At 73.4% G+C, this 20,988-nt stretch carries 22 protein-coding genes; 13 read left to right on the forward strand and 9 right to left on the reverse strand.

From position 1 onward, the window contains the following. Positions 1-116 precede the first annotated feature (116 nt). Positions 117-599, reverse strand: coding sequence for a MarR family transcriptional regulator (locus AB0C76_RS02185; RefSeq protein ID WP_359958270.1), 483 nt, complete (start codon positions 597-599; stop codon positions 117-119). Positions 600-734: 135 nt separating this feature from the next. Here AB0C76_RS02185 and AB0C76_RS02190 point away from each other — a divergent pair, with 135 nt between their 5' ends. Further along, positions 735-1,145 (forward strand): organic hydroperoxide resistance protein, encoded by a 411-nt coding sequence (locus AB0C76_RS02190; RefSeq protein WP_359958273.1) that lies wholly within the window; start codon positions 735-737, stop codon positions 1,143-1,145. 136 nt (positions 1,146-1,281) lie between these two features. On the opposite strand, the gene AB0C76_RS02195 is transcribed toward AB0C76_RS02190, so the two are convergent. Further along, positions 1,282-1,593 (reverse strand): hypothetical protein, encoded by a 312-nt coding sequence (locus AB0C76_RS02195; protein ID WP_359958276.1) that lies wholly within the window; start codon positions 1,591-1,593, stop codon positions 1,282-1,284. Between the two features lie 152 nt (positions 1,594-1,745). Between AB0C76_RS02195 and AB0C76_RS02200 the strand changes: the two genes are divergently transcribed. After that, entirely contained in the window at positions 1,746-2,132 is a 387-nt protein-coding gene (locus tag AB0C76_RS02200; RefSeq protein WP_359958279.1) for a hypothetical protein, read from the forward strand. 48 nt (positions 2,133-2,180) lie between these two features. Here the strand turns inward: AB0C76_RS02200 and AB0C76_RS02205 are convergent, their stop codons facing one another. Continuing rightward, entirely contained in the window at positions 2,181-2,831 is a 651-nt protein-coding gene (locus AB0C76_RS02205) for a beta-glucanase (protein ID WP_359958282.1), read from the reverse strand. A 165-nt stretch (positions 2,832-2,996) separates the two neighbouring features. Then, positions 2,997-3,626, reverse strand: a complete 630-nt coding sequence (locus AB0C76_RS02210) for a CBS domain-containing protein (protein WP_359958905.1) — start codon at positions 3,624-3,626, stop codon at positions 2,997-2,999. 297 nt (positions 3,627-3,923) lie between these two features. Between AB0C76_RS02210 and AB0C76_RS02215 the strand changes: the two genes are divergently transcribed. Further along, complete coding sequence (locus AB0C76_RS02215; protein ID WP_359958285.1) at positions 3,924-5,795, forward strand: hypothetical protein; 1,872 nt, start codon at positions 3,924-3,926, stop codon at positions 5,793-5,795. A gap of 21 nt (positions 5,796-5,816) precedes the next feature. Here AB0C76_RS02215 and AB0C76_RS02220 read toward each other — a convergent pair whose 3' ends face one another. Further along, the gene (locus tag AB0C76_RS02220) at positions 5,817-7,004 is read right to left on the reverse strand and encodes an FAD-dependent monooxygenase (protein WP_359958288.1); all 1,188 of its coding nucleotides are present in this window, start codon (positions 7,002-7,004) and stop codon (positions 5,817-5,819) included. A gap of 111 nt (positions 7,005-7,115) precedes the next feature. Between AB0C76_RS02220 and AB0C76_RS02225 the strand changes: the two genes are divergently transcribed. Together AB0C76_RS02225 and AB0C76_RS02230 are read left to right on the forward strand one after the other, a co-directional pair. Further along, positions 7,116-7,838: a TetR/AcrR family transcriptional regulator C-terminal domain-containing protein gene (locus AB0C76_RS02225; protein WP_359958291.1), complete on the forward strand. Its 723-nt coding sequence runs from the start codon at positions 7,116-7,118 to the stop codon at positions 7,836-7,838. A 42-nt stretch (positions 7,839-7,880) separates the two neighbouring features. Further along, positions 7,881-8,681: a HEAT repeat domain-containing protein gene (locus AB0C76_RS02230; protein WP_359958294.1), complete on the forward strand. Its 801-nt coding sequence runs from the start codon at positions 7,881-7,883 to the stop codon at positions 8,679-8,681. Positions 8,682-8,686: 5 nt separating this feature from the next. Here AB0C76_RS02230 and AB0C76_RS02235 read toward each other — a convergent pair whose 3' ends face one another. Then, positions 8,687-9,091: a hypothetical protein gene (locus AB0C76_RS02235; RefSeq protein ID WP_359958297.1), complete on the reverse strand. Its 405-nt coding sequence runs from the start codon at positions 9,089-9,091 to the stop codon at positions 8,687-8,689. Positions 9,092-9,275: 184 nt separating this feature from the next. Between AB0C76_RS02235 and AB0C76_RS02240 the strand changes: the two genes are divergently transcribed. The 5 genes from AB0C76_RS02240 (at position 9,276) to AB0C76_RS02260 (ending at position 13,869) form a co-directional block, all read left to right on the forward strand. After that, entirely contained in the window at positions 9,276-10,538 is a 1,263-nt protein-coding gene (locus tag AB0C76_RS02240) for an ABC transporter substrate-binding protein (RefSeq protein WP_359958300.1), read from the forward strand. 95 nt (positions 10,539-10,633) lie between these two features. Continuing rightward, positions 10,634-11,476 carry a sugar ABC transporter permease gene (locus AB0C76_RS02245; protein ID WP_359958908.1) on the forward strand — a complete coding sequence of 281 codons (843 nt, stop codon included), beginning with the start codon at positions 10,634-10,636 and terminating at the stop codon, positions 11,474-11,476. A 73-nt stretch (positions 11,477-11,549) separates the two neighbouring features. Next, complete coding sequence (locus AB0C76_RS02250) at positions 11,550-12,380, forward strand: carbohydrate ABC transporter permease (RefSeq protein ID WP_359958302.1); 831 nt, start codon at positions 11,550-11,552, stop codon at positions 12,378-12,380. Between the two features lie 3 nt (positions 12,381-12,383). Next, positions 12,384-13,505, forward strand: coding sequence for a sn-glycerol-3-phosphate ABC transporter ATP-binding protein UgpC (ugpC, locus tag AB0C76_RS02255; RefSeq protein ID WP_359958306.1), 1,122 nt, complete (start codon positions 12,384-12,386; stop codon positions 13,503-13,505). Positions 13,506-13,599: 94 nt separating this feature from the next. Next, complete coding sequence (locus AB0C76_RS02260) at positions 13,600-13,869, forward strand: GlsB/YeaQ/YmgE family stress response membrane protein (protein WP_359958308.1); 270 nt, start codon at positions 13,600-13,602, stop codon at positions 13,867-13,869. 27 nt (positions 13,870-13,896) lie between these two features. On the opposite strand, the gene AB0C76_RS02265 is transcribed toward AB0C76_RS02260, so the two are convergent. Next, the gene (locus AB0C76_RS02265) at positions 13,897-15,798 is read right to left on the reverse strand and encodes an amino acid transporter (RefSeq protein WP_359958311.1); all 1,902 of its coding nucleotides are present in this window, start codon (positions 15,796-15,798) and stop codon (positions 13,897-13,899) included. A 457-nt stretch (positions 15,799-16,255) separates the two neighbouring features. On the opposite strand from AB0C76_RS02265, the gene AB0C76_RS02270 reads away from it, so the two are divergent. The 3 genes from AB0C76_RS02270 (at position 16,256) to AB0C76_RS02280 (ending at position 20,007) form a co-directional block, all read left to right on the forward strand. Continuing rightward, positions 16,256-17,776 carry a N,N-dimethylformamidase beta subunit family domain-containing protein gene (locus tag AB0C76_RS02270; RefSeq protein ID WP_359958911.1) on the forward strand — a complete coding sequence of 507 codons (1,521 nt, stop codon included), beginning with the start codon at positions 16,256-16,258 and terminating at the stop codon, positions 17,774-17,776. Positions 17,777-17,958: 182 nt separating this feature from the next. Beyond that, entirely contained in the window at positions 17,959-18,696 is a 738-nt protein-coding gene (locus tag AB0C76_RS02275) for a polyprenol monophosphomannose synthase (protein WP_359958314.1), read from the forward strand. 75 nt (positions 18,697-18,771) lie between these two features. Continuing rightward, positions 18,772-20,007: an aromatic acid exporter family protein gene (locus AB0C76_RS02280; RefSeq protein ID WP_359958317.1), complete on the forward strand. Its 1,236-nt coding sequence runs from the start codon at positions 18,772-18,774 to the stop codon at positions 20,005-20,007. 12 nt (positions 20,008-20,019) lie between these two features. On the opposite strand, the gene AB0C76_RS02285 is transcribed toward AB0C76_RS02280, so the two are convergent. Then, positions 20,020-20,469: an SRPBCC domain-containing protein gene (locus AB0C76_RS02285; RefSeq protein WP_359958320.1), complete on the reverse strand. Its 450-nt coding sequence runs from the start codon at positions 20,467-20,469 to the stop codon at positions 20,020-20,022. Between the two features lie 6 nt (positions 20,470-20,475). Further along, positions 20,476-20,949: a VOC family protein gene (locus AB0C76_RS02290; RefSeq protein ID WP_359958323.1), complete on the reverse strand. Its 474-nt coding sequence runs from the start codon at positions 20,947-20,949 to the stop codon at positions 20,476-20,478. Positions 20,950-20,988: the final 39 nt, after the last annotated feature.

The following is a 20,988-nucleotide window of genomic DNA, read 5'->3' on the forward strand; positions in this document are numbered from 1 at the left end:
GCCGGACGGGGCAGTGATGCAGATCACACTCAAGGGTTCGCCGACTTGACCCGCGGCGCGCGGGCCCACTCGACCGGCCGCACCGGACCCACTCGGCCGACCGTACCGGGCCGGACCTACTCGACCGGCTCGACCGCCGCCGAGTCCAGCGCCGCGGTGACCTGGTCCAGCAGGACGCGCAGTGCGGCGAGGTCCTCGACGGGCATCCCGGTCGCGGTGAGCAGCCGGCGCGGCACCTGTCCGGCACGCTCGCGCAGCGCGACGCCCGCCGGGGTGAGCGCGACGGTCACCGACCGCTCGTCCTCCGGACTGCGCTCGCGGTGCACCAGGCCGGCCGCCTCCAGCCGCTTGAGCAGCGGCGACAGCGTGCCGGAGTCCAGTCGCAGGCGCTCGCCGATCCGCTTGACCGGCAGTTCGCCGTCCTCCCACAGGACCAGCATGACGAGGTACTGCGGGTAGGTGAGCCCGAGGTCCTTGAGCAGCACCCGGTAGACGCCGCCGAAGGCGCGGGAGGCCGCGTTCAGCGAGAAACAGATCTGCTGGTCGAGACGGAGCAGACGCTCGTCCGACGCGACGGGGTGTCCGGGAGGCGTGGTCATGCACCCATCGTACCGATCGGGTTCCCGCGATTTAGTTGTGCGCAATTGAATTGCGTGCTCTACTTGTCGTCGGCAGGACACCGCAGCGGAACGTCGCAGCGGGACCGAAGCAGGAACAGCAGAAGGGAACGCACCATGGACGCGCTCTACACCGCAGCCGCCACCGCGAACGGCCGTGAGGGCCGCGCCGTCAGCTCCGACGGGCAGCTGGACCTCGCCCTGGCGATGCCGCCCGCGCTCGGCGGCAGCGGACAGGGCACCAACCCGGAGCAGCTGTTCGCCGCCGGCTACGCGGCCTGCTTCGCCAGCGCGCTGGGCCTGGTCGGCCGACAGGCCCGGGTCGACACCAGCGAGGTCTCGGTGACCGCCGAGGTCTCCATCGGCAAGGACGGCGCCGGCTTCGGCCTCTCCGTCGTGCTGCGCGTCGAGCTGCCCGAGTCGCTCGCGGGCGAGAACGGCGAGCTGCTGGTCAAGCAGGCGCACGAGGTCTGCCCGTACTCCCGCGCCACCCGGGGCAACATCCCGGTCGAACTCGTCGTCGAGTAGCCGTCCGACCGTCGCCCGATCACCCGATCACGGTGCCGGACGGCCGCGGCGAACCGCCGCCACGGAGCCCCCGGGGCCCGCCGCACACCCCCGATGCGGCGGGCCCCGGCCGCGCTCCGTCCCGCACCGAGGCCCCTCACCCGCCCGGCCCCGGCCCGTTCGCGGACCGCAGCGTGTCGAGTCTGAGCCGGTACTCGTCCGCGTCGATCTCCCCGCGGGCGAACCGCTCCGCGAGCAGCTGCTCCGGGGTCGGCCCCGCCATCCCCGCCCGCGGCGGTCCCGCGGCGGCCGGGCCCTGCGGTAGCGGCCGGTGGGAGCGCGAGACGTAGCGGGACAGGGCGACGGCGGCGAGCACCAGCAACGCCAGGACCAGCAGCATCACGAGCACCATCAGGCCGATGCCCCAGCCGCCCGGCCCGTGGTGCACGTACCCGTGCCAGTGCCTCATCGGGACCTCCTCCTCCGGCCGCGGCGGGCCTGTCGAGGTGACTGTCGCCAGTACCACCATCGTGCGCCCGCGGACCCCCGAAGTGCGCTGAGGAAAGCGTGAGAAAACGTTCCGTCGCCACCGTCGCTCCGGGCCGGGGTAGCGTTCGGCCCATGGACCACCACACACCGGCCGGCGAGCGCTCCGCCGAGCAGCTCGTCGCCGCAGGGGTGCTCCGCCACCACGCGGACGGCCGCCCGCACCCCGCGCTCGGCCACTCCCCGATCTCCTACGTCTCCGCCGCGCTGTGGGCCGAGCTCACCGCACTCGCCATCGCCCCGGCCGCCGCCGAGGCCACCGCCCGCGCCCTGCTGGACGCGATCGCCGCCGACGCCGTGGACGCGGCCCTGGCGCCGGGCAACGAGACCGCCCCGCGCGACGACCTCTACGTGACGCACCCCGCGCACATCGGCCCGCACCGCCGGGTCGTCTGGTTCCAGCGCTCGGGCCCGCGCGGTCCGATCACCGCGACGTTCCCGCCCGAACACCGGCCGGCCTGAACACCCCGACCGGCCTGAACACCCCGAGCGCCCCGGACACCCCGGGGCTCATCTCTCCACGGTCAGGCTGTGGCACACCCAGCTGAGACGGTCCGGCCCGCCGATCGCCGGCCGGTCGTGGTACACCCCGTCCGCGACCGACAGGTTGACGATCAGGTACGCGTGCCAGCCCGCCCCGACCCCGTGCAGGTCCGCGTACACGAGCTCGTCCCCGACGTACCAGTCCACCGAGTGCGCGCCGAGCATCACGCGCAGCCCGAAGGTCGCACCCGGGCCGATGCCGCTGCCCTCGCCGTGCCAGTACCGGAACCCGCCGCGGACGTGGTTGGAGAGCTCCAGGAGGTCCGGGTGGTCCGGGTGGTACTCGAAGACGTCCACCTCGTTGCCGCCGTCCCGCCAGGTCCAGATCGCCGGCCACGCGCCGACGTCGACGGGCAGCGTGACGAGCGCCGACAGCTCGTCCCCGGTGCGGACCTGGAAGCCCTCGGGGCTGCCCTCCGTGGTCAGCAGGCTGCACGTCCACAGCCCACCGGTGTGCCGACGGGTGGCCGTGAACACGCCCCCCGGGCAGTACGAGCGGCTGAGGTAGTCGAGTTTGTGGTCGCTCCGGTTCGTCGGCCCCATCCGGGGATACGCGCTGCTGCGCCCGGCGATCCACTGCCTGGTCGAAGTGAAGTCCGCGTCGAACACGACTGCCACGGCTGCCTCCCCGGTGCTCCGCCGACCCGGCAGTCCTGCCCGCCGGGCACACAGAGTGAGTTACCCGATACGCTCCGCAGTATGCGGAGGTGGACCTGGCCATCCGGGCCCTTCCCACGGGCACCGACAACTCCAGCTTTCCCACCTGGGGTTGACGGCGAACCATCAACCGATGGTGGCGGTCGCGCCCCCGGAGTCGAGCCGGTCGGTGACCGACACCACGCCGTCCACCGAGCGGCACAGGTTCAGCACGATCGGCACGAGGTGCGGCTCGGGCACCGTGCCGCTGAGCACCACCCGGCCCTGGTCCACCTCCACGCCGATCTCGGCCGGGCTGACACCGTCGATCCGCCCGAGCACCTCCTCGACGATCTCGCGCCGGATCACCCGGTCCTCGCGCAGGAACACCCGAAGGAGGTCCCCGCGGCTCACCATGCCGATCACCCTGCCGTCCTCGTCCAGCACCGGCAGGCGCTTCAGCCCGTGCCGGCTCATCAGCCGGGCCGCCGCGACGACGCTGGTGCCGGGCGTCGTGCAGACCGGCTGCGTCGTCATCAGGTCCGCCGCCGTGGCGGTACCGCCGGGTCCCACCTGCGCCGACTCCGGTGCGGGCAGCAGGCTGCCGGTGTCCTCCTGGGCGGCGAGGGTGCGCAGCAGGTCCGCCTCCGAGACGACGCCCAGGGGCCGGCCCTCGGCGTCGACCACCGGCACGCCGGTGATGTCGTAGTCGGTCAGCAGCGCGACGATCTCCCGGAAGCCGGTCTCGGGCGCGACCCGGACCACCGGGCTGGTCATCACGGATTCGACGGTGGCATGCCGCAACGCCGGTTCACCTCGTCCAACGGGTTCCTCCGGACGGTCCTTCCGGCCGGTACCCGCAGCATGGCCCCCGACGGCGGCGATCGCCAGGGGCCAAGGGGCTGAACGGGTGGGACCTACGGCCCTCGGCCCGGACGCGGTGGTGACGGTTGCGGGCCGGACCCCCTCCCCGGACCCCGCACACCGATCCGCCTGCCCGAACGGCGCAACCAACACGTGATCGACTCGTTGGACCGTCCACCACGACACGACCACCGCTCCGGGGAGGGCCCGTTGGCAGGACCGCCAGACACCGCCGCGCAGCCGTCCCGGCACCCGGTGGCGCAGGCCGAGGCCGCCCTGGTGCGCCACTACCGGCGGCTGGCCCGGCTCGCCTACCTCGCCCTGCCCGCCGACCGCGACCGGCACAGCCGGGTGCTCGCCGCGCACGCCGCCGTCCAGCAAGCGCTGCCGTCCCGCTGGACCCGGCGCGCCGGCCCGACGGAGGGCGTCGTCGACGACCCCGTCTACGACGAGCTCCGCCACCGCGTCCTGCTCGCCGCCCTCCGCCCGCGCCCCGCCCACCGGCTGCTGGCGCCCCGTGCGTGGGGACTGCGGCTGTTCACCCCGCACGGCGACGAGGAGGACGCGGAACTGGACCGGGCGCTCGCCGGGCTCGACGCGCCGGCGCGGGTGGCGTTCGCCCTGCGCGCGGTCGAGGGGCTCACGCCGGAGCGCGTGGCGGAAGTCCTGCGCCGGGCGGGAGTCGAGCGCCCGGAGGGTGCGATCGAGGCCGTCGCCGGCCTGCCCGCGGACACGGAACCGCCCGCCTTCGACCCGTGCGCCGTCCGCGTCCAGGCCACCGACCTGCTGCGCCGCCGGCGCACCCGCACCGCAGCGCTCGCCGTGGCCGTCCTCGGCCTCACCACCACCGTGGCCGTCCTCGGCGGCGGCCCCGGCGCCACCACGCCGAGCCGCCCGCTGGTCCTCGCCCCGGCGGGCTCGGTCGTCGACCCGGCCAAGCTCGTCCACGTCCCGGCCGACCGGTGGCAGCACACCGCCCGGCTCGACTTCACCGCCTGGCCCGCTCGCGGCGACCGCCGCGACGACGACGCCCTGCTCGGCCGCGCCCTCGCCGCCTGGACCCACCCCGGCGCCCGGACCCGCGCCGAGCCCGGCACGGACGCCACACCGCCCGTCACCGCGCCGAGCCTGCTGTTCGCCGGCACGGTGGACGGCACCGCCGTCGTCGTCCTGTACGACGGCCCGCACCTCGCCCGCTACACCGACGGGCCCGGCGGCGGCCTGGACCTCGCCCGCGCCGACGACTCCGACGTGACGACGGCGGGCGCCGTCGTGCTGCGCCGCCAGGGCACCGCCGCCCGCTACCTCCTGGCGCCCTGGGTGGACTCCGCCGAAACCCGGCGGATCGACCAACCCGACGCCCCCGCAAGCGCGTTGGACCACCCGGACGGCGTCACCTCGGCGGCCCCGACCGGCGCCCTCGCCGATTGCCAGGGTGCCACCGTGCTCCAGTTGCGCTCCTCCCCCGTGGTCGCCGAGAAACACGCCTTCCTGCTCGCCGACGTCGGCGGCCTGGTGCCCGCCCACCTCACCTACACCCCGCCGCCCACCCAGGGCGCCCCCACCGGCGGTCCCGGCCCCGCGCGCACACCGCGCGAGGCCACCGGCCCGGACGCGCTCGTCGCCTGGGCCCACGCCGGGTGTGCCGTTCCGGACGGCACACCCGGCGTCAAGCAGCTCGAACTCTGGGCGTTCGCCGTCCAGTCCCTACCGCAGAACGCGGGCACCGCGGCGTGGATGTGCCTGCGCGCCGACCGCTGGAACGGCGACGGCAGCGCCGTCACCACCGTCCTGCTGCCGGCGGCCCGCAGCCCCCAGCGCACCGGCGGCGGCCGGGGCCGAGCGTGCAGCCGCTTCGAGCAGGACACCGTCGGCTCCACGTGGTGGCGCTCCCCGCAGGGCACCGGGTTCCTGCTCGCCGCCGGCAGCCGCCGCGTCACCCGGCTCACCGTCAAGGGCCCCGACTGGTCCGCCGACCGCCCCGCCCCGGACCACACCCTCGCCGTCGAACGCCCGGCCCCCACGACCGCCCAGGTCGAAGCCGTCCTGGACAACGGCACCCGCATCACACCGCCGCACTGACCACCTCTCCGCCGGCCACCCTCACCGCCGGCCCGCCAACTCTGCCTCGTAGTGCGGCAGCTCGACACTGCTGACCTGCTTGCCCAGCGCCAGCATCCGGTCCAGCACCCACCGCCGGTTCAGCAGCGCGTTGCGCACCCGCAAGCCGGCGGCGGTGCGCGGAGCCAGGAACGGGCCCGTGCGGTCCCCGCCCTTCTGGCACCCCTGGGCGTAGCCGCGCAGCAGGCGCTCGTAGCGGGCGAAGGCGACGCGGTGGTCGCCGCGCGCCCGCGCCAGCTCGCCCGCGAGGACGTACGCGGCCACGACGGCGGTGCCGGTGCCCATGCCGCCGATGGTGGCGCCGCAGGCCGCGTCGCCGAGCAGGGCGATCCGGCCGGCCGACCACGCGGGGACATCGGCCCGGCTGATCGAGTCGAAGTACAGCTCGGGCGCGGCTCGCAGGCTCTCCAGGAGCCGGGGCACCTCCCATCCGAGGCCCTCGAACGCGGAGCGGACGAGTTCCTTCTGCTGCCCCGGGTCGTGGCGGTCGTGGGCGAGTTCGGCGGACGCGAAGAGGAAGAAGGCGCCGGCCCGGGCCGGGTCGCGGTGGTCGGCACCGACCGCCGCGAGCCGGCCGGGCACGTTCAGCCCGAGCGAACCGGGCGCCAGACCGGTGTCGTTGGGCAACTGCCAGGTGGCCGCGTAGTAGCCGAGGTGGCGCACGTACCGCTCCTCGGGGCCGAAAGCGAGGCGCCGGACGTTGGAGTGCAGCCCGTCGGCGCCGATCACCAGGTCGAACTCGCGCTCGGCGCCGTGCCGGAAGGCCACCCGGACCCCGCGCGGCGTCTGCTCCAGCGCGGTGATCGAGTCGCCGAAGACGTACTCGGCGCGGTCGGCGCTGCGCCGGTGCAGCAGCTGGGCCAGCTCGCCGCGCGGGACCTCCACGTCGCCGCCCGCGAACTCGGCGGGAAGGTGGAGGAGCCTGCGCCCGTCCGGGCCGACGAAGGTGATCGGACTGCCGCCGGTGCCGAGCGTGCGCAGTTCGTCGAGCAGGCCCATCCGCTCCAGCACGGTCAGGTGGGTGGTGCCACGGAAGTCGACGGCCTGCCCGCCGCCGCGCAGCGCGGGGGCCAGCTCGACGACGGTGACGTCGAAACCGTACCGACCGAGCCAGTGGGCGAGGGCGGGGCCGGCGATGCTCGCACCCGAGATCAGGACCTTGGTGCTCACGGGAAACCACTCCGTCCGGAACGAGTCCAAAACTGCGTCCATCGGACACAGTCACATTGCTGTGTACGGTAGACACAGTTGATTCCGAACGCAAGAGCCCGAGGAGCGGACGTGGCGGCAGACGTGGACGAGCCGGCGAACGACACCGTCCGGCTCCTCTGGGGCCCGCCGGCCAGGCCCACACGCGGGCCGAAGCCGGCCCTCAGCCTGGAACGGATCGCCGCGGCGGGCATCGAGGTCGCGGACGCGGAGGGCCTCGGCTCCGTCTCGATGCAGCGCGTCGCCGGGCTGCTCGACTACACGAAGATGGCGCTCTACCGGTACGTCCCCGGCAAAGCCGAACTGGTCGCGCTGATGGTCGAGTTCGCCGTCGCCGGGCCGCCGGCCGCACCGGCGGACGGCCACTGGCGGGACCACCTCACCGCCTGGGCAAGGGAGTTGACACAGGCGTTCACCGCACACCCGTGGCTGCTCGACGCCACCGTCGGACCCCGCCTGATGGGTCCGAACGAACTCGCGTGGCTGGAGCGGGTCGTGTCCGCCCTCGACGGCCACGGCCTGACCGGTGCCGAGCGCATGGACGCCGCCGTCCTGCTCGCCGGACACGTCCGCGGCATCGTCCAGCAGGCGCGCGCCGCCGGGGCGGAGGGCTCCCCCGAGGCCCGACTCCTGACCGTCCTCGGCGCGCTGGTCCAGCAGCACGCCGAGGACTACCCCGCCCTCGCCGCCGCGATGGCCGAACCGGGCGGCCGGGACAACGCCCTGGACTTCGGCCTCGCCCGGATCCTGGACGGCCTGGCGGCCCTGATCGACCGGCGCACCGCCCGGCCGTAATCCGTTCGAACCGACCGGGGCCGGTCGCTACGATGCCGCCCCATGGCGATGTTCGTGCACCTGACCTCGACCGCGGACGCACCCCGGGTCCGCCGCGCCGGCATCCGCGCGGACAGCCGCGGCCAGGGCGGCGGGCGCGGCGTGTACTGCTTCCCCGTCCTGCCCTCGTACACCCTGACCCACCAGTGGCTGCGCGAGCTGGCCCGGTTCGGCACCCGCGGCGGGCTCGTCGCGGTGCACGTCCGCCTGCCCGACGACGAGCCGGTCCTGGCCGGCCACTACCGGGACCGCGCCAAGGACGCCCAGCGCCCGATGACGGCCGCCGAGGCGGTGCACCGGATCCGCGCGCTGCCGGACCCGCGCGGCTGGGAGGTCTTCCTCCCCCGCGCCGTGGCCTCCCGCGAGATCCACCGGATCCGCACCGCCCCGCAGGTCACCGGCTGGCGCTACCTCCCGAACGCCCACGGCACCCGCCCCTGCACGTGCTTCGGCTGCCGGATCCGCGGCGAGTACGGCAGCCGCCGCCTGCGCGAACGCCACCCGCACCCCCTGGACGGCCCACCCCCGCCCGTCCGCGTCCTGCTGGCCCGCGTCGACGCCGCCGGCACCCCGGGCGACGCGGCCGAACTGCGCGCCGCCCTCGACTGGTTCTCCCTGCGCCGCCGGGGCCCCGTCGACCGCCTGGCCCACCTGGCCACCCACCCGGCCCCGGTGGTCCGCGAGGCGCTCGTATGGGCCGTCTGCGGCTGGTCCACCCCTGGCACCCGCGACCTCCTCACGGCCCTCGCCACCGACCCCCACCCCGACGTCCGAGAGGCGGCCGAAGCGGCCCTGGAGCGCTGAGCGCGTCAGTACCCCTCCCGCACCTCGAACGTCCCGCTGCTCCAGTACACGGTGGGTTCCCCGGCGTCGCTCGGCCAGTCGCTCTGCAGGTGGCGGCGGCCGCGGCCCAGGGCGCCGGCCTGGTGCGGGGTCAGGCGGCCCTCCATCAGGTCGGCGGCCTCGGCGTCCGTGACGGGGAGCACCGTTTGGTACTGGGCGTCGTTGGACGCGGCCCAGTCGACGTACTCGGTGAAGACGCTCACGAAGGCCTGCGAGCAGAGCCGGCAGCGCTTGACGGAGACGATGAAGTGCGAATCGTCCTGGATCATCTTCTCGGTCCGGACCCCGCTGTGGCTGTGGTGGTGCTCCCGCGCCGCCAGCGCGTCCTCGGCGCAGCACGCCTCACACCCGAAAGCCGCGAACTCCGCCATACCGTCCCCCGTGAACGCTCGACCCGTTGGGGGCACATCGTACTCAGCGGGGCGCGCGGACTGCCGCCGCACAACCGCCGGGCGGCGCCACGGCGGCGAAGTCCTCGTCCGTGCACGTTCATTGCCCTAGCGTGGCGGGACACGAGCCGTCGAGCCCGGGGCGTCCGGGAGTTCCGGGAGTGACATGCCGAAACGCCGGTGCCCACGGCCGCGGTCGGTGCTGCTCGCGTTCCTGCTGACCGCCTGCGGCGGTACCGGCAGCGCCACCACCGGCCCGGCGACGCTCGACTGGTACAACTTCCCGGACGACTCCGGCGCCCTCCAACAGGCCGCCGACGCCTGCAGCCGGGTCTCCGGCGGGCGCTACACCATCCGGTACGACAAGCTCCCACGCACCGCCGACGGCCAGCGCCAGCAGCTCGTCCGCCGGCTCGCCGCGCACGACGCGGGCGTGGACATCATGGGGCTGGACGTCACGTGGGCACCGGAGTTCGCGGAGGCGGGCTGGATCCGTGAGTGGACGGGTGCGCAGAAGGACGAGGTCACCGCCGACACCCTCCCCGCCGCGCTGAGGACGGCGACCTGGAAGGACCGCCTCTACGCCGCACCGTACAACTCCAACACCCAACTCCTCTGGTACCGCGACGACCTGACCCCGACCCCGCCCCGCACGTGGACCGAGCTGCTCGCGCAGGCGGACGCCCTCGCCAAGCAGGGCAAGCCGCACCACGTCGAGGTGCAGGGCGCCCAGTACGAGGGCCTGACCGTCTGGTTCAACACCCTCGTGAGCAGCGCCGGCGGCTCGGTCCTCACCCCGGACGCGAGCGCGCCCGCGCTCGGGCCGCCCGCCGTCACCGCGGCCGGCGTCATCCGCGACCTCGCCCGCTCCCCCGCCGCCGACCCGTCGCTCGCCAACCAGGTGGAGGACCAGAACCGGCTCGCCGTGGAGTCCGGTGCCGCGGCCTTCGAGGTCAACTACCCGTTCGTCTACCCGGCGATGAAGGCCGACCGGCCCGACCTCTTCCCCCACTTCCGCTGGGCGCCCTACCCAGCCGTCACCCCGGACCGCCCGGCCGCCGTCACGATCGGCGGCATCGACCTCGCCGTCGGCGCCTACAGCCACCACCCGGACCTCGCCCACGAGGCGACGCTCTGCCTGCGCAACCGCGACAACCAGCTCGTCAACGCGCTCAAGGGCGGCCTGCCGCCCTCCCTCCGGAGCCTGTACACCACGCCGGAGCTGACCGACAGCTACCCCTTCGCCGCCGACGTCCTCACCGCCCTCGACAACGCTTCGCTGCGCCCGCAGACGCCCGCCTACCAGAACGTCTCGATCGCCGTCGCCCACGCGCTGTCGCCGCCGTCCGCCGTGGACCCGGAACGCACCGTCGCCGACCTGTCCGGCCAGATCAAGGACGCACTCGGCTCGAAGGGGCTGATCCCGTGAGCGCACCGACGACCGCCGCACCGACGACCGCCGCACCGACGGTCACCGCGGCCAAGGCGTCCGCCGGCTCCCGCGAGGAGCGCCGCCTCGGCTGGCTGCTGTGCGCCCCCGCCGTCCTCGTGATGACGGCGGTCACGGCCTACCCGGTCGGCTACGCCGTCTACCTCTCGCTCCAGCGCTACGACCTGCGCTTCCCTCAGCACGCCCGCTTCGTCTGGTTCGACAACTACGCCGCCGTGCTGTCGAGTCCGTACTGGTGGCAGGCGCTGTGGGTGACGGTCGTGATCACCGTCGTCTCCGTGACGGTCGAGCTCGCGCTCGGCCTCGCGCTCGCCCTGGTGATGCACCGGACGGTCCTGTGGCGAGGCACCGTCCGCACCGCCGTCCTCGTGCCGTACGGCATCGTGACGGTCGTCGCCGCGTACTCGTGGCAGTACGCCTGGACGCCGGGCACCGGCTACCTGGCCGCCCTGCTACCGGCCGGCAGCGCGCCGCTCACCGACCACTGGCAGGCGATCGGTCTGATCATCCTCGCGGAGGTGTGGAAGACGACGCCGTTCATGGCGCTCCTGCTGCTCGCGGGCCTCGCCCTGGTGCCCGAGGAGACGCTGCGCGCCGCCCAGGTGGACGGCGCGGGCCCGGCCCAGCGCCTGCGCCTCGTCGTCCTGCCGCTGATGAAACCGGCGATCCTCGTGGCGCTGCTGTTCCGCACGCTCGATGCGTTCCGCGTCTTCGACGACATCTACGTGCTGACCGGCGGCTCCAACGACACCGGCTCGGTCTCGATCCTCGGCTACGACAACCTGTTCACCGCACTCAACCTCGGCATCGGCTCGGCGATCTCGGTCCTCATCTTCCTCTGCGTGGCGGCCGTCGCCCTCGTCTTCGTCCGGGTGTTCGGCGCGGCGGCGCCGGGCGCCGGGGAGGAGCGCCGATGAGTGAACGAAGTGGGCGAGCCACCGACGGGCGCGTGCGGGCGAATGCCCCTGCCGGGCGAAGCGAGGTGGGCGCATGAGTGCCGACACCCGCCGCCGGTCCGCGTGGACGATCGTCAACGTCGTCGTCGTGCTCTACGCGCTGTTCCCGGTCTGGTGGATCGCGGCGCTCTCCTTCAAGGACCCGAGCACCCTCACCGACGGCGACTTCGTGCCCCGCCGCTGGACGCTGGAGAACTACCGCGGCATCTTCCGCACCTCCGAGTTCACCCGGGCGCTGCTCAACTCGGTCGGCATCGCCGTCATCGCGACCACCGTCGCCGTCGTGCTCGGCACCATGGCCGCCTACGCCGTCGCCCGGCTGCGCTTCCCCGGCAAGCGGCTGCTGATCGGCATGTCGCTGCTGATCGCGATGTTCCCGCCGATCTCGCTGGTGTCCCCGCTCTTCGACATCGAGCGCGTGCTGGGCCTGTTCGACACCTGGGCCGGCCTGATCATCCCGTACACGACCTTCTCGCTGCCGCTGGCGATCTACACGCTCTCCGCGTTCTTCCGGGAGATCCCGTGGGACCTGGAGAAGGCGGCCCGGGTCGACGGCGCCACGCCGTGGCAGGCGTTCCGGCTGGTCATCGCCCCGCTGGCGGCGCCCGGGGTGTTCACCACGGCGATCCTCGTCTTCATCTTCTGCTGGAACGACTTCCTCTTCGCGATCTCGCTCACCTCCACCCGCGCCGCGCGGACCGTCCCGGCCGCGATCGCGTTCTTCACCGGCAGCTCGCAGTTCCAGCAGCCGACCGGGTCGATCGCCGCGGCGGCCATGGTGATCACCGTCCCGATCGTGGTCTTCGTGCTGCTGTTCCAGCGGCGCATCGTGGCCGGCCTGACCGCCGGCGCAGTGAAGGGGTGACGGATGGCCGAGCTCGTCCTGGACGGACTCACCAAGCACTACCCGGACGGCGCGGTCGCCGTGCGAGGCGTCGATCTGACCGTCGCGGACGGAGAGTTCGTGATCCTGGTCGGCCCGTCCGGGTGCGGCAAGTCCACCACCCTCAACATGATCGCGGGCCTGGAGGACATCACCGCGGGCACCCTGCGGATCGGCGGCCGGGTCGTCAACGACCTCGCCCCGAAGGACCGGGACATCGCCATGGTGTTCCAGAGCTACGCCCTCTACCCCCACATGACGGTGCGCCAGAACATGGGTTTCGCCCTGCGACTGGCCGGGACGGACAAGGCGGAGATCGCCCGCAAGGTCGAGGAGGCCGCCCGCGTCCTCGACCTCACCGAGCACCTCGAGCGCCGCCCGGCGCTGCTCTCCGGCGGCCAGCGCCAGCGGGTCGCGATGGGCCGGGCCATCGTCCGCGCGCCGAAGGCCTTCCTGATGGACGAGCCGCTGTCCAACCTGGACGCCCAGCTGCGGGTGCAGATGCGGACCCAGATCTCCCGCCTCCAGCGCCGCCTGGGCACCACGACCGTCTACGTCACCCACGACCAGGTCGAGGCGATGACGCTGGGCGACCGCGTCGTGGTGATGCGCGGCGGAGCCGTCCAGCAGGTCGGCGCGCCGCAGGAGCTCTACGACCGGCCGGTGAACCTGTTCGTCGCCGGCTTCATCGGCTCACCCGCCATGAACGTCCTGGACGCGACCCTGGAGGAGGGCGCGCTGCGCACCGCGCTGGGGGAGCTTCCCCTCGACGACCGGCTGCGGCGGCGGCTGGAGGAGGCCGACGCGCCGCGCCGGGTGGTCGTGGGCATCCGCCCCGAGCACTTCGAGGACGCGGCGCTGCTGGAGCAGCGGCACGGCGGGCGGACGGTGACGGTGGGCGTCGAGGTGCTGGAGTCGGTCGGTTCGGACGTGTTCGTGCACTTCACCCCGCAGGACGGCACCGCGGCCGGCCCCGAGGTGGTGGCCCGGATCGGCACAGCCACCCGGGCCGCCGAGGGCCGCCCGCTGGAACTGTGGGTGGACACCGCCCGGATGCACGTCTTCGACCCGGAGACGGGCGCCGCGCTCACCTCCGCGGCGCGCTGACCAGCGACGCCGCCCGCCGAGGTGCCCGTCCGGCGGAATCGGGCGATCATGGGACGGACCCCGGTGGGGCGCCCCGCCCGAAAGGTGGACTGCGATGTTCCAGCTCCTGTGGATTCTGCTCATCGGCTGTGTGCTGGGCCTTCTCGCCAGGCTCCTCCTGCGCGGACCGCAGGCGATCCCGTGGTGGCTGACGATCGTGCTCGGTGCTCTCGGCGCATGGCTCGGCAACGCGGTCTCCGGGTGGCTCGGCGTGCGCCACACCTCGGGCATCGACTGGATCCGGCACATCCTCCAACTGGCCTTCGCAGTGGCCCTGGTGGCCGCCGTCGCACCGGCCTGGTCCAAGTCCCGGCCCAACCGCTAGGAACCTCCCGCACTGCCGGCCGGCCCGTCAGCCGACGTGCACGGCCGGGCGGCGGCTGCGGTCGGGCTCGGCCTCGCGCAGCACCTCTCGGGTGACCGGGGCGATCTCGCCCTGCCCGAGCAGGAAGAACCGCATGAACTGGGTGAAGGGGTTGCCCTCGGTCCACTCGAAGTAGATGTGCGGCTGCTGCCCGGTCAGGTCCCGGACCCGGAGCAGCAGCGCGGCGATCGCGTTGGGCACGCTGGAGCTCTCCACCGCCAGCACCCGGTAGCGGTCGTGCAGCACCTCGCCGTGGACGGTCAGCACGGCCTCGAACTCGGACGGGTCGAGCACCGTGACCTCGACGAAGACCAGGTCGTCCTCGGCCGGGATGTCGTTGTCGGCGCGGATCTGGCGGATCTTGTCCCGGTACTCGGCGAGGTCACGGCTGTTCGGCTCGTTGGCGATCAGCCGCAGCGGCCGGTGGGTGTAGTCGCGGACGAAGCGCTCGGCCGTCTCGTCCAGCACGACGTCCGTGACGCGCAGTTCGAAGGCCCGCTTGAGCCGGGAGAGGAAGGAGACCAGCATGATTCCGGCGATGAAGCAGGCGCCGATCTTCACGCCGTCGGTCCGTTCGACGATGTTGACGGCCGTGGTGTAGAGGAAGACCACGGCGATCACCGCGAAGGTGATCGTCCAGCGCTTCTCCCCGGCCTTGTGCGCAGCGATGGTGACGGCGACCGCGGCGGAGCTGATCAGCACCAGCACGCCGGTGGCGTAGGCGCCGCCCTGGGCGTCCACGCTGGCGTCGAAGATCCACGTCACCAGGAAGGCGATCAGGGTGAGCACGATGACCGTCGGTCGGACGGCGCGCGCCCAGTGCGGCGCCATGCCGTAGCGAGGCAGGTAGCGCGGCATGAGGTTGAGCAGGCCGGCCATCGCGGAGGCACCGGCGAACCAGAGGATGGCGATGGTCGACAGGTCGTAGACGCTGCCGAACGCGCTGCCCAGGTTCTCGTGGGCGAGGTAGGCGAGGGCCCGCCCGTTGGCCGGGCCGCCGGCCTTGAAGTCGTTCTCCGGGATGAGCAGTGTCGTGATGAAGCTCGTGGTGATCAGGAAGACGCTCATGATCACGGCGGCCGTGGTGAGCAGCCTGCGGGCGCCGCGGATCCGGCCGGTCGGCTTCTCCTCGGTGTCCTGCGGATCGCCCTCGATGTGGGGCATGACGGCGACGCCGGTCTCGAAGCCCGAGAGGCCGAGCGCGAGCTTGGGGAAGACGATCAGTGCCACGCCGATCATCGCGAACGCGTTGCCGTGCTCGGCCGTGAGGGCGTCGGCCCAGTCGGCGAACACGTGCGGGGCCTCGAACAGGTGCCAGATGCCGTTGACGACGACCACGACGTTGAGCGCGAGGTAGACGGCGACGAGCACGACGGCCAGGCCGATCGCCTCGCTGAAGCCCTTGAGGAACACTCCGCCGAGCAGGGCCACCAGGATCAGGGTCAGCAGTACCTGTTTGCCGGAGAGGGCACTGGTCAGGTGGGGGTTCTCGATGAGGTGCGCGGTCGCGTCGGCCGCCGAGAGGGTGATGGTGATCATGAAGTCGGTGGCGGCGAAGCCGAGCAGCGTCAGCACGAACAGCTTGCCCTGCCAGAACGACAGGAGCCGTTCCAGCATCGCGATCGAGCCTTCACCGTGCGGGCTCTCCACCGACACCCGCCGGTAGACCGGCAGCGCGCCGAAGAGGGTGACGAGCACGAGCACGATCGTCGCGACCGGCGACAGCAGGCCGGCGGCGAGCGCCGCGATGCCGGGCTGGTAGCCGAGGGTGGAGAAGTAGTCGAGGCCGGTCAGGCACATGACGCGCCACCAGTGCGCGCCCTTCTCGTGCGGGGCCTGGGCATGCGGCCCTGGGTGCTGCTTGGCCATGTCCGCCAGGCCTTCCAGCATCCAGGCCCGGAACCTCGTGGCGCGTGTCGGAGGCGCCACCCCCGGATCGGCCGAACCCGACGAAACCACGTACACCCCTGTCCATGACTCGTGTCGATGTGTCGATGACGCGACCGGGCCGCCACGGCCACGGACCCCCTGGCCGCCGGGCGGACGGCCCGGTCAGGCTAAGGGACCGAATCGGCCCCGCCGCGGAGCCGCGCGCCCGGACGCGCCGGGGAGCCCCCGGACGGCCCTCTCCGGTGGCGAACGGGCGCGGGAGGTGCGGAAAGAGCGCGCGGACCCGTCGCACGCCCGGCGCGGCGGTTGCGGGACCATGGCCGGAAAGGGTGAGGATGTGCGCGCGCCTTGACGCACGGGCACGCGGGTAGGGAACACGAGGACGGGCGATCGGGAGGCCACTGTGGCGGACGAGCGGGCGGAACCGAGCCGACGGGGGATCCTCGGACTGGGCCTGATGGCCGCGGCCCTCACCTCCTGCGGCACGCACCACCCCGACGAACCCGCGAGCCCGGCGCCCTCCTCCGGCCCCACCGGCGCGACCCCGCGGCGGGCCGGCCTCAAGGACGACCACAAGCCCGAGCAGTCACTGCCCGGCAACGCCGACTGGGAGATCACCAACCCCGGCCCGAGCGGCGCCATCGAGGGCTTCGCCGACCGCGTCAGCGTCCTGCCCGGCGAGCCCGTCGGCCTGCACGTCTCCACCCCGGCCGCCGCGTTCACCGTCTCCGCCTACCGGATCGGCTGGTACGGCGGCGCCCGCGCCCGCCTGGTGTGGCGCCGCGAACACGTCCCGGGCGCCAGGCAGCCCGCGCCGCACGTCGACGGCACGACCCGCACCGTCCTCACCGGCTGGCAGCGCACCCTCGCCGTCGACACGGCCGGCTGGCCCGAGGGCGCGTACCTGCTGCGCCTGGACGCAGAGGACGGCTCCGGCCAGCGCTACGTCCCGCTCACCGTCCGCTCGGCCGTCACCGCCGGGAGGACGGTCGTGATGAGCGCCCCGGCGACGTGGCAGGCGTACAACGAGTGGGGCGGGTACAGCCTCTACAACGGCCCGACCGGCGGCCTCGCCACCCGCTCGCTGAAGGTCGTCTTCGACCGCCCGTACGACTACGACCACGGCGCCGGGCTGTTCCTGGTCTACGAGGCGCCGCTGGTCTCCTTCGCCGAGCAGCTCGGCATCCCGCTCGCGTACACGACCGGGATCGACGTCGCCCGCGAGCCCGCGCTGCTGCGCGGCGCCACCGCCGTCCTGTCGCTCGGGCACGACGAGTACTGGTCGCCCGAGCAGCGCGCCAACGTCGTCGCGGCCCGGGACGCCGGCACCAACGTGGCCTTCCTGGGGGCGAATTGCTGCTTCCGCCGGGTCCGGTTCGAGCCCACCGACCTCGGGCCGGACCGCACGGTGGTCTGCTACAAGGACGCCTGGGCGAGCGACCCCGGGTACAAGGCGGGCGCACCGGCCACCACCGACTTCCGCACCGGCCCGGGCGCCGACCCGGAGAGCTCGATGCTCGGCGTCATCTACGACGGCTACCCCGTGGACGCGCCCTACGTCGTGGGCGCACCCGACCACTGGGCGTTCGAGGGCACCGGCGTCGCGGCCGGCGCGTCCTTCCCGCACCTGGTCGGCGTCGAGTACGACAAGGTGGACACCGCCTTCCCCGTGCCGCGCCCGATCGAGGTCATCGCCCACTCCCCGGTCGTCTGCGAGGGCCGCCGGTCGCACGCCGACACCGCGTACCACACCGTCCCGAGCGGCGCCGGAGTGTTCGCCACCGGGACGATGCGCTGGGTGGAGACGCTCGACGCGCACGGCCCAGGGGGCACCAGCGCCGACCACGGCATCGACGCCAAGGCCGGCGACCTGGTGCGCAAGGTCACCGAGAACGTCCTGCGCGCCTTCGCCGGCGGGCCGGCCGGCCGCACCCACCCCGCAAGCGACAACCTCGCGGCCGTCTACGGCGGGAAGTAGCCCCGACGGTCCATCGCCGCCGAACCGACTTCCGACGCCGCCTCACCCGCCCGCCGGCCGGGGCCCCGGGGCCGAGCCTCCTCCCGGCACGGCTACACTCGCACGGTCCGATCAGCAGATCACGGACGCCCGTGAGGCGGGGCACGGGGGTCCGGCCGGAGAGCGCGGGTAGGGAACAGAGCATGGTCGAGGCCTCCCCCAAGGTCGTTGTCGTCGTCCCCACGTACAACGAGCGGGAGAACCTTCCGGTCCTGGCGGGCCTGCTGGCACAGCTGCCGGTGCCGAACCTGCACCTGCTGGTGGTCGACGACAACTCCCCGGACGGCACCGGCGAGCTGGCCGACAAGCTCGCGGCCGGCGCGGACGGCCGGATCGGCGTCCTGCACCGCACCGAGAAGGACGGCCTCGGCCGCGCCTACCTGGCGGGCATGGCCCGCGCCCTCGACGAGGGCGCCGACGTCGTCGTGCAGATGGACGCCGACCTGTCGCACCCGGCCGCGGCGATACCCGAGATGGTCCGGACCCTCCTGACCGGCGACACCGCCGTGGTGCTCGGCTCCCGCTACGTGCCCGGCGGCTCGACCGCCGCGGAGTGGCCGTGGCACCGCAAGGCCCTCTCCGCCTGGGCCAACTTCTACGTCAACACCATCCTCGGCCTCGGCGTCCGCGACGCCACCGCGGGCTTCAAGGCCTGGCGGGCGAACACGCTGCGGGCCATCGACCTGCCCACCGTCCGGAGCAACGGCTACTCGTTCCAGGTCGAGATGAACTACCGCGTCGTCAAGCGCGGGATGACGATCCGCGAGGTCCCGATCCGCTTCGAGGAGCGCGTCGAGGGCGCGTCCAAGATGAGCATCGGCGTCCAGGTCGAGTCCGCCCTCGCTCCCTGGAAGCTGCGCCTGGACCGCCGCGACTCCTGACCCGGGGACGGGCAACCGGGTGCCCTCCGGCGCGATCGGCGGTGTGAACACCGGCTGCGGGGAAAGAAGGGCCTCATGGTCATCCTCCCGGAGTCCCTCACGGCCGCCGTCCGCCGTGGCACCCGAGAACCGTTCGTCGTCCAGACCTTCCGGGCGACCGTGGCGGCCACCCTGTCCTTCGCGGTGGCGACGCGGCTGAGCAGCGAGCCGGCCCCGCTCACGGCGCCGCTCACCGCGCTCCTGGTGGTGCAGGTCACCGTCTACTCGACGCTCAAGACCAGCATCCGCCGGGTCAACTCGGTGGTCGTCGGCGTGCTGATCGCGATCGGCTTCAGCGCCGTCGTGGGGCTCTCCTGGTGGAGCCTCGGGCTGGTCATCCTGGCCTCGCTGACGATCGGCCGGTTCGTCCGGGTCGAGGAGTTCGTCCAGGAGGTCGCGATCAGCGCGATGCTGATCCTCGGCGTCACCAAGCTCGCCTCCCAGGCCTGGGACCGGGTCCTGGAGACCCTGATCGGCGCCGCCGTCGGCCTCCTGTTCAACCTGGTGTTCGCCCCACCCGTCTGGGTCGACACCGCAGGCGCCTCGATCGAGGACCTCGCCCGGCGCGCCCGGCATCTGCTCCTGGACATCGCCGAGGAGCTGGGCCGCCCCATCCCGGTCGCCGTCGCCGCCGAACGCCTCCACGAGGCCCGCCGCCTGGACCAGGCGATCTCCGAGGTCGACGCGGCCCTGCGCCAGGCCGAGGACAGCCTCCGGTTCAACCCCCGGATCAGCGAGGGCCTCCTCTCCCGCCTGGTGCTGCGCACCGGCCTGGACACGCTGGAGATCTGCGTGGTGGTCATCCGCGTCCTGGCCCGCTCCCTGACCGACCTGGCCAAGCGCCGCGACCCCGGCGAGCGCCTGTTCGAACCGGACGTCGCCGTGGCCCTGGAGGAACTGCTGGCCCACATCGGCGGCGCGATGGTCAGCTTCGCCGTCCTCGTCACGACCCAGGTGAGCCGCAACGCCGAGGAGGCCGAACAACGCCTGACCGCCGAACTCGCGGCCGCCTGGACCTGCCGGGAGAACGTCGCCCAGCTCCTGCTGCGCCAGGTCCGGGAACACCCCGAGGCCTGGCAACTGCACGGCGCGCTCCTGGCCGAGGTGGACCGCATCCTCGACGAGATGGACCTGGAGCACCGCAGCCGCCGCCTGATGGAGGAACTGGACCGCGCCTCCGTGGCCAACCGGACCCGCTTCTCGCGCTACGCCAACCTCCGGAGGTGGCTCCGCGGTGACCGCCCCCACCCCGCCGCGAGCACCGGGCGCTGAGCCCGGGCTCCGTCAGGGCATGAGCCACGGTTGCTGCGGCAGCGGGTGGCCGGTTTCGAGGCAGGTCTTCAGGTTGGCGAGGACGGCCGACCAGCCGGCGCCCGCCCGCTCCGCCGCGGTCTCGTCGGCGAGGTTCTCGTGGGTCACGGTGAGGCGGGTGAGGTCCCGCCAGCCCTCGATCCCGAAGGTGACCCGGGACGGGCCGGCCGGGTCCGGGGCGCCCGGGGAGTACCAGGTGATGACGAGGTGGTGGGGGCGGGTGGACGCTTCCACGGTGCCGGTGACGTCGGCGATGCCGGAGTCGTCCGTGCGCCGGTGTTCCCAGGGGGCGCCGGGGAGCCAGGTGGAGACGTTGCGGTGGCCCCAGTACAGGGCGGACTCGTCGGCGCTGGTGAGCGCGTGCCAGACCCGCTCGGGCGTGGCGTGCAGGTAGACGGTGGTGCGGACGGCGGCGGGGGTCATGGTGGCTCAGCCCTCGGCCGCGGCGAGCAGCGGCAGGATCTCGATCTTCCCCATGGTCATCATCGCCGCCATCACCCGGCCGGCCTTGACGCGGTCGGGGTCGGCGATCAGGTCCAGCAGGACGCGCGGGGTGATCTGCCAGGAGAAGCCGTAGCGGTCCTTGAGCCAGCCGCAGGGGCCCGCCTGGCCGCCGTCGGCGGTGAGCTTGGCCCAGAGCTCGTCGACCTCCTGCTGGTCGTCGCACTCCACCTGGAGCGAGACGGCTTCGGTGAAGGGGAACTGGGGGCCGCCGTTGAGGGCGACGTAGGGCCGGCCGTCGAGTTCGAACCCGACGGTCATGACCGAGCCGGCCGGCACCGGACCGCCCTCGGGGTAGTGGGTGACCTCGGTGATGCGGGAGTCGCGGAAGAGCGACGTGTAGAAGGCCGCGGCCTCTTCGGCCTGGTGGTCGAACCAGAGGAAGGTGGTGATGTTCTGCATGCGCCCGACGCTAGCGGCGGGGCCCGGCGGTCCGGCCGA

It is taken from the genome of Kitasatospora sp. NPDC048722, from assembly GCF_040650235.1.
Lineage (GTDB): Bacteria > Actinomycetota > Actinomycetes > Streptomycetales > Streptomycetaceae > Kitasatospora.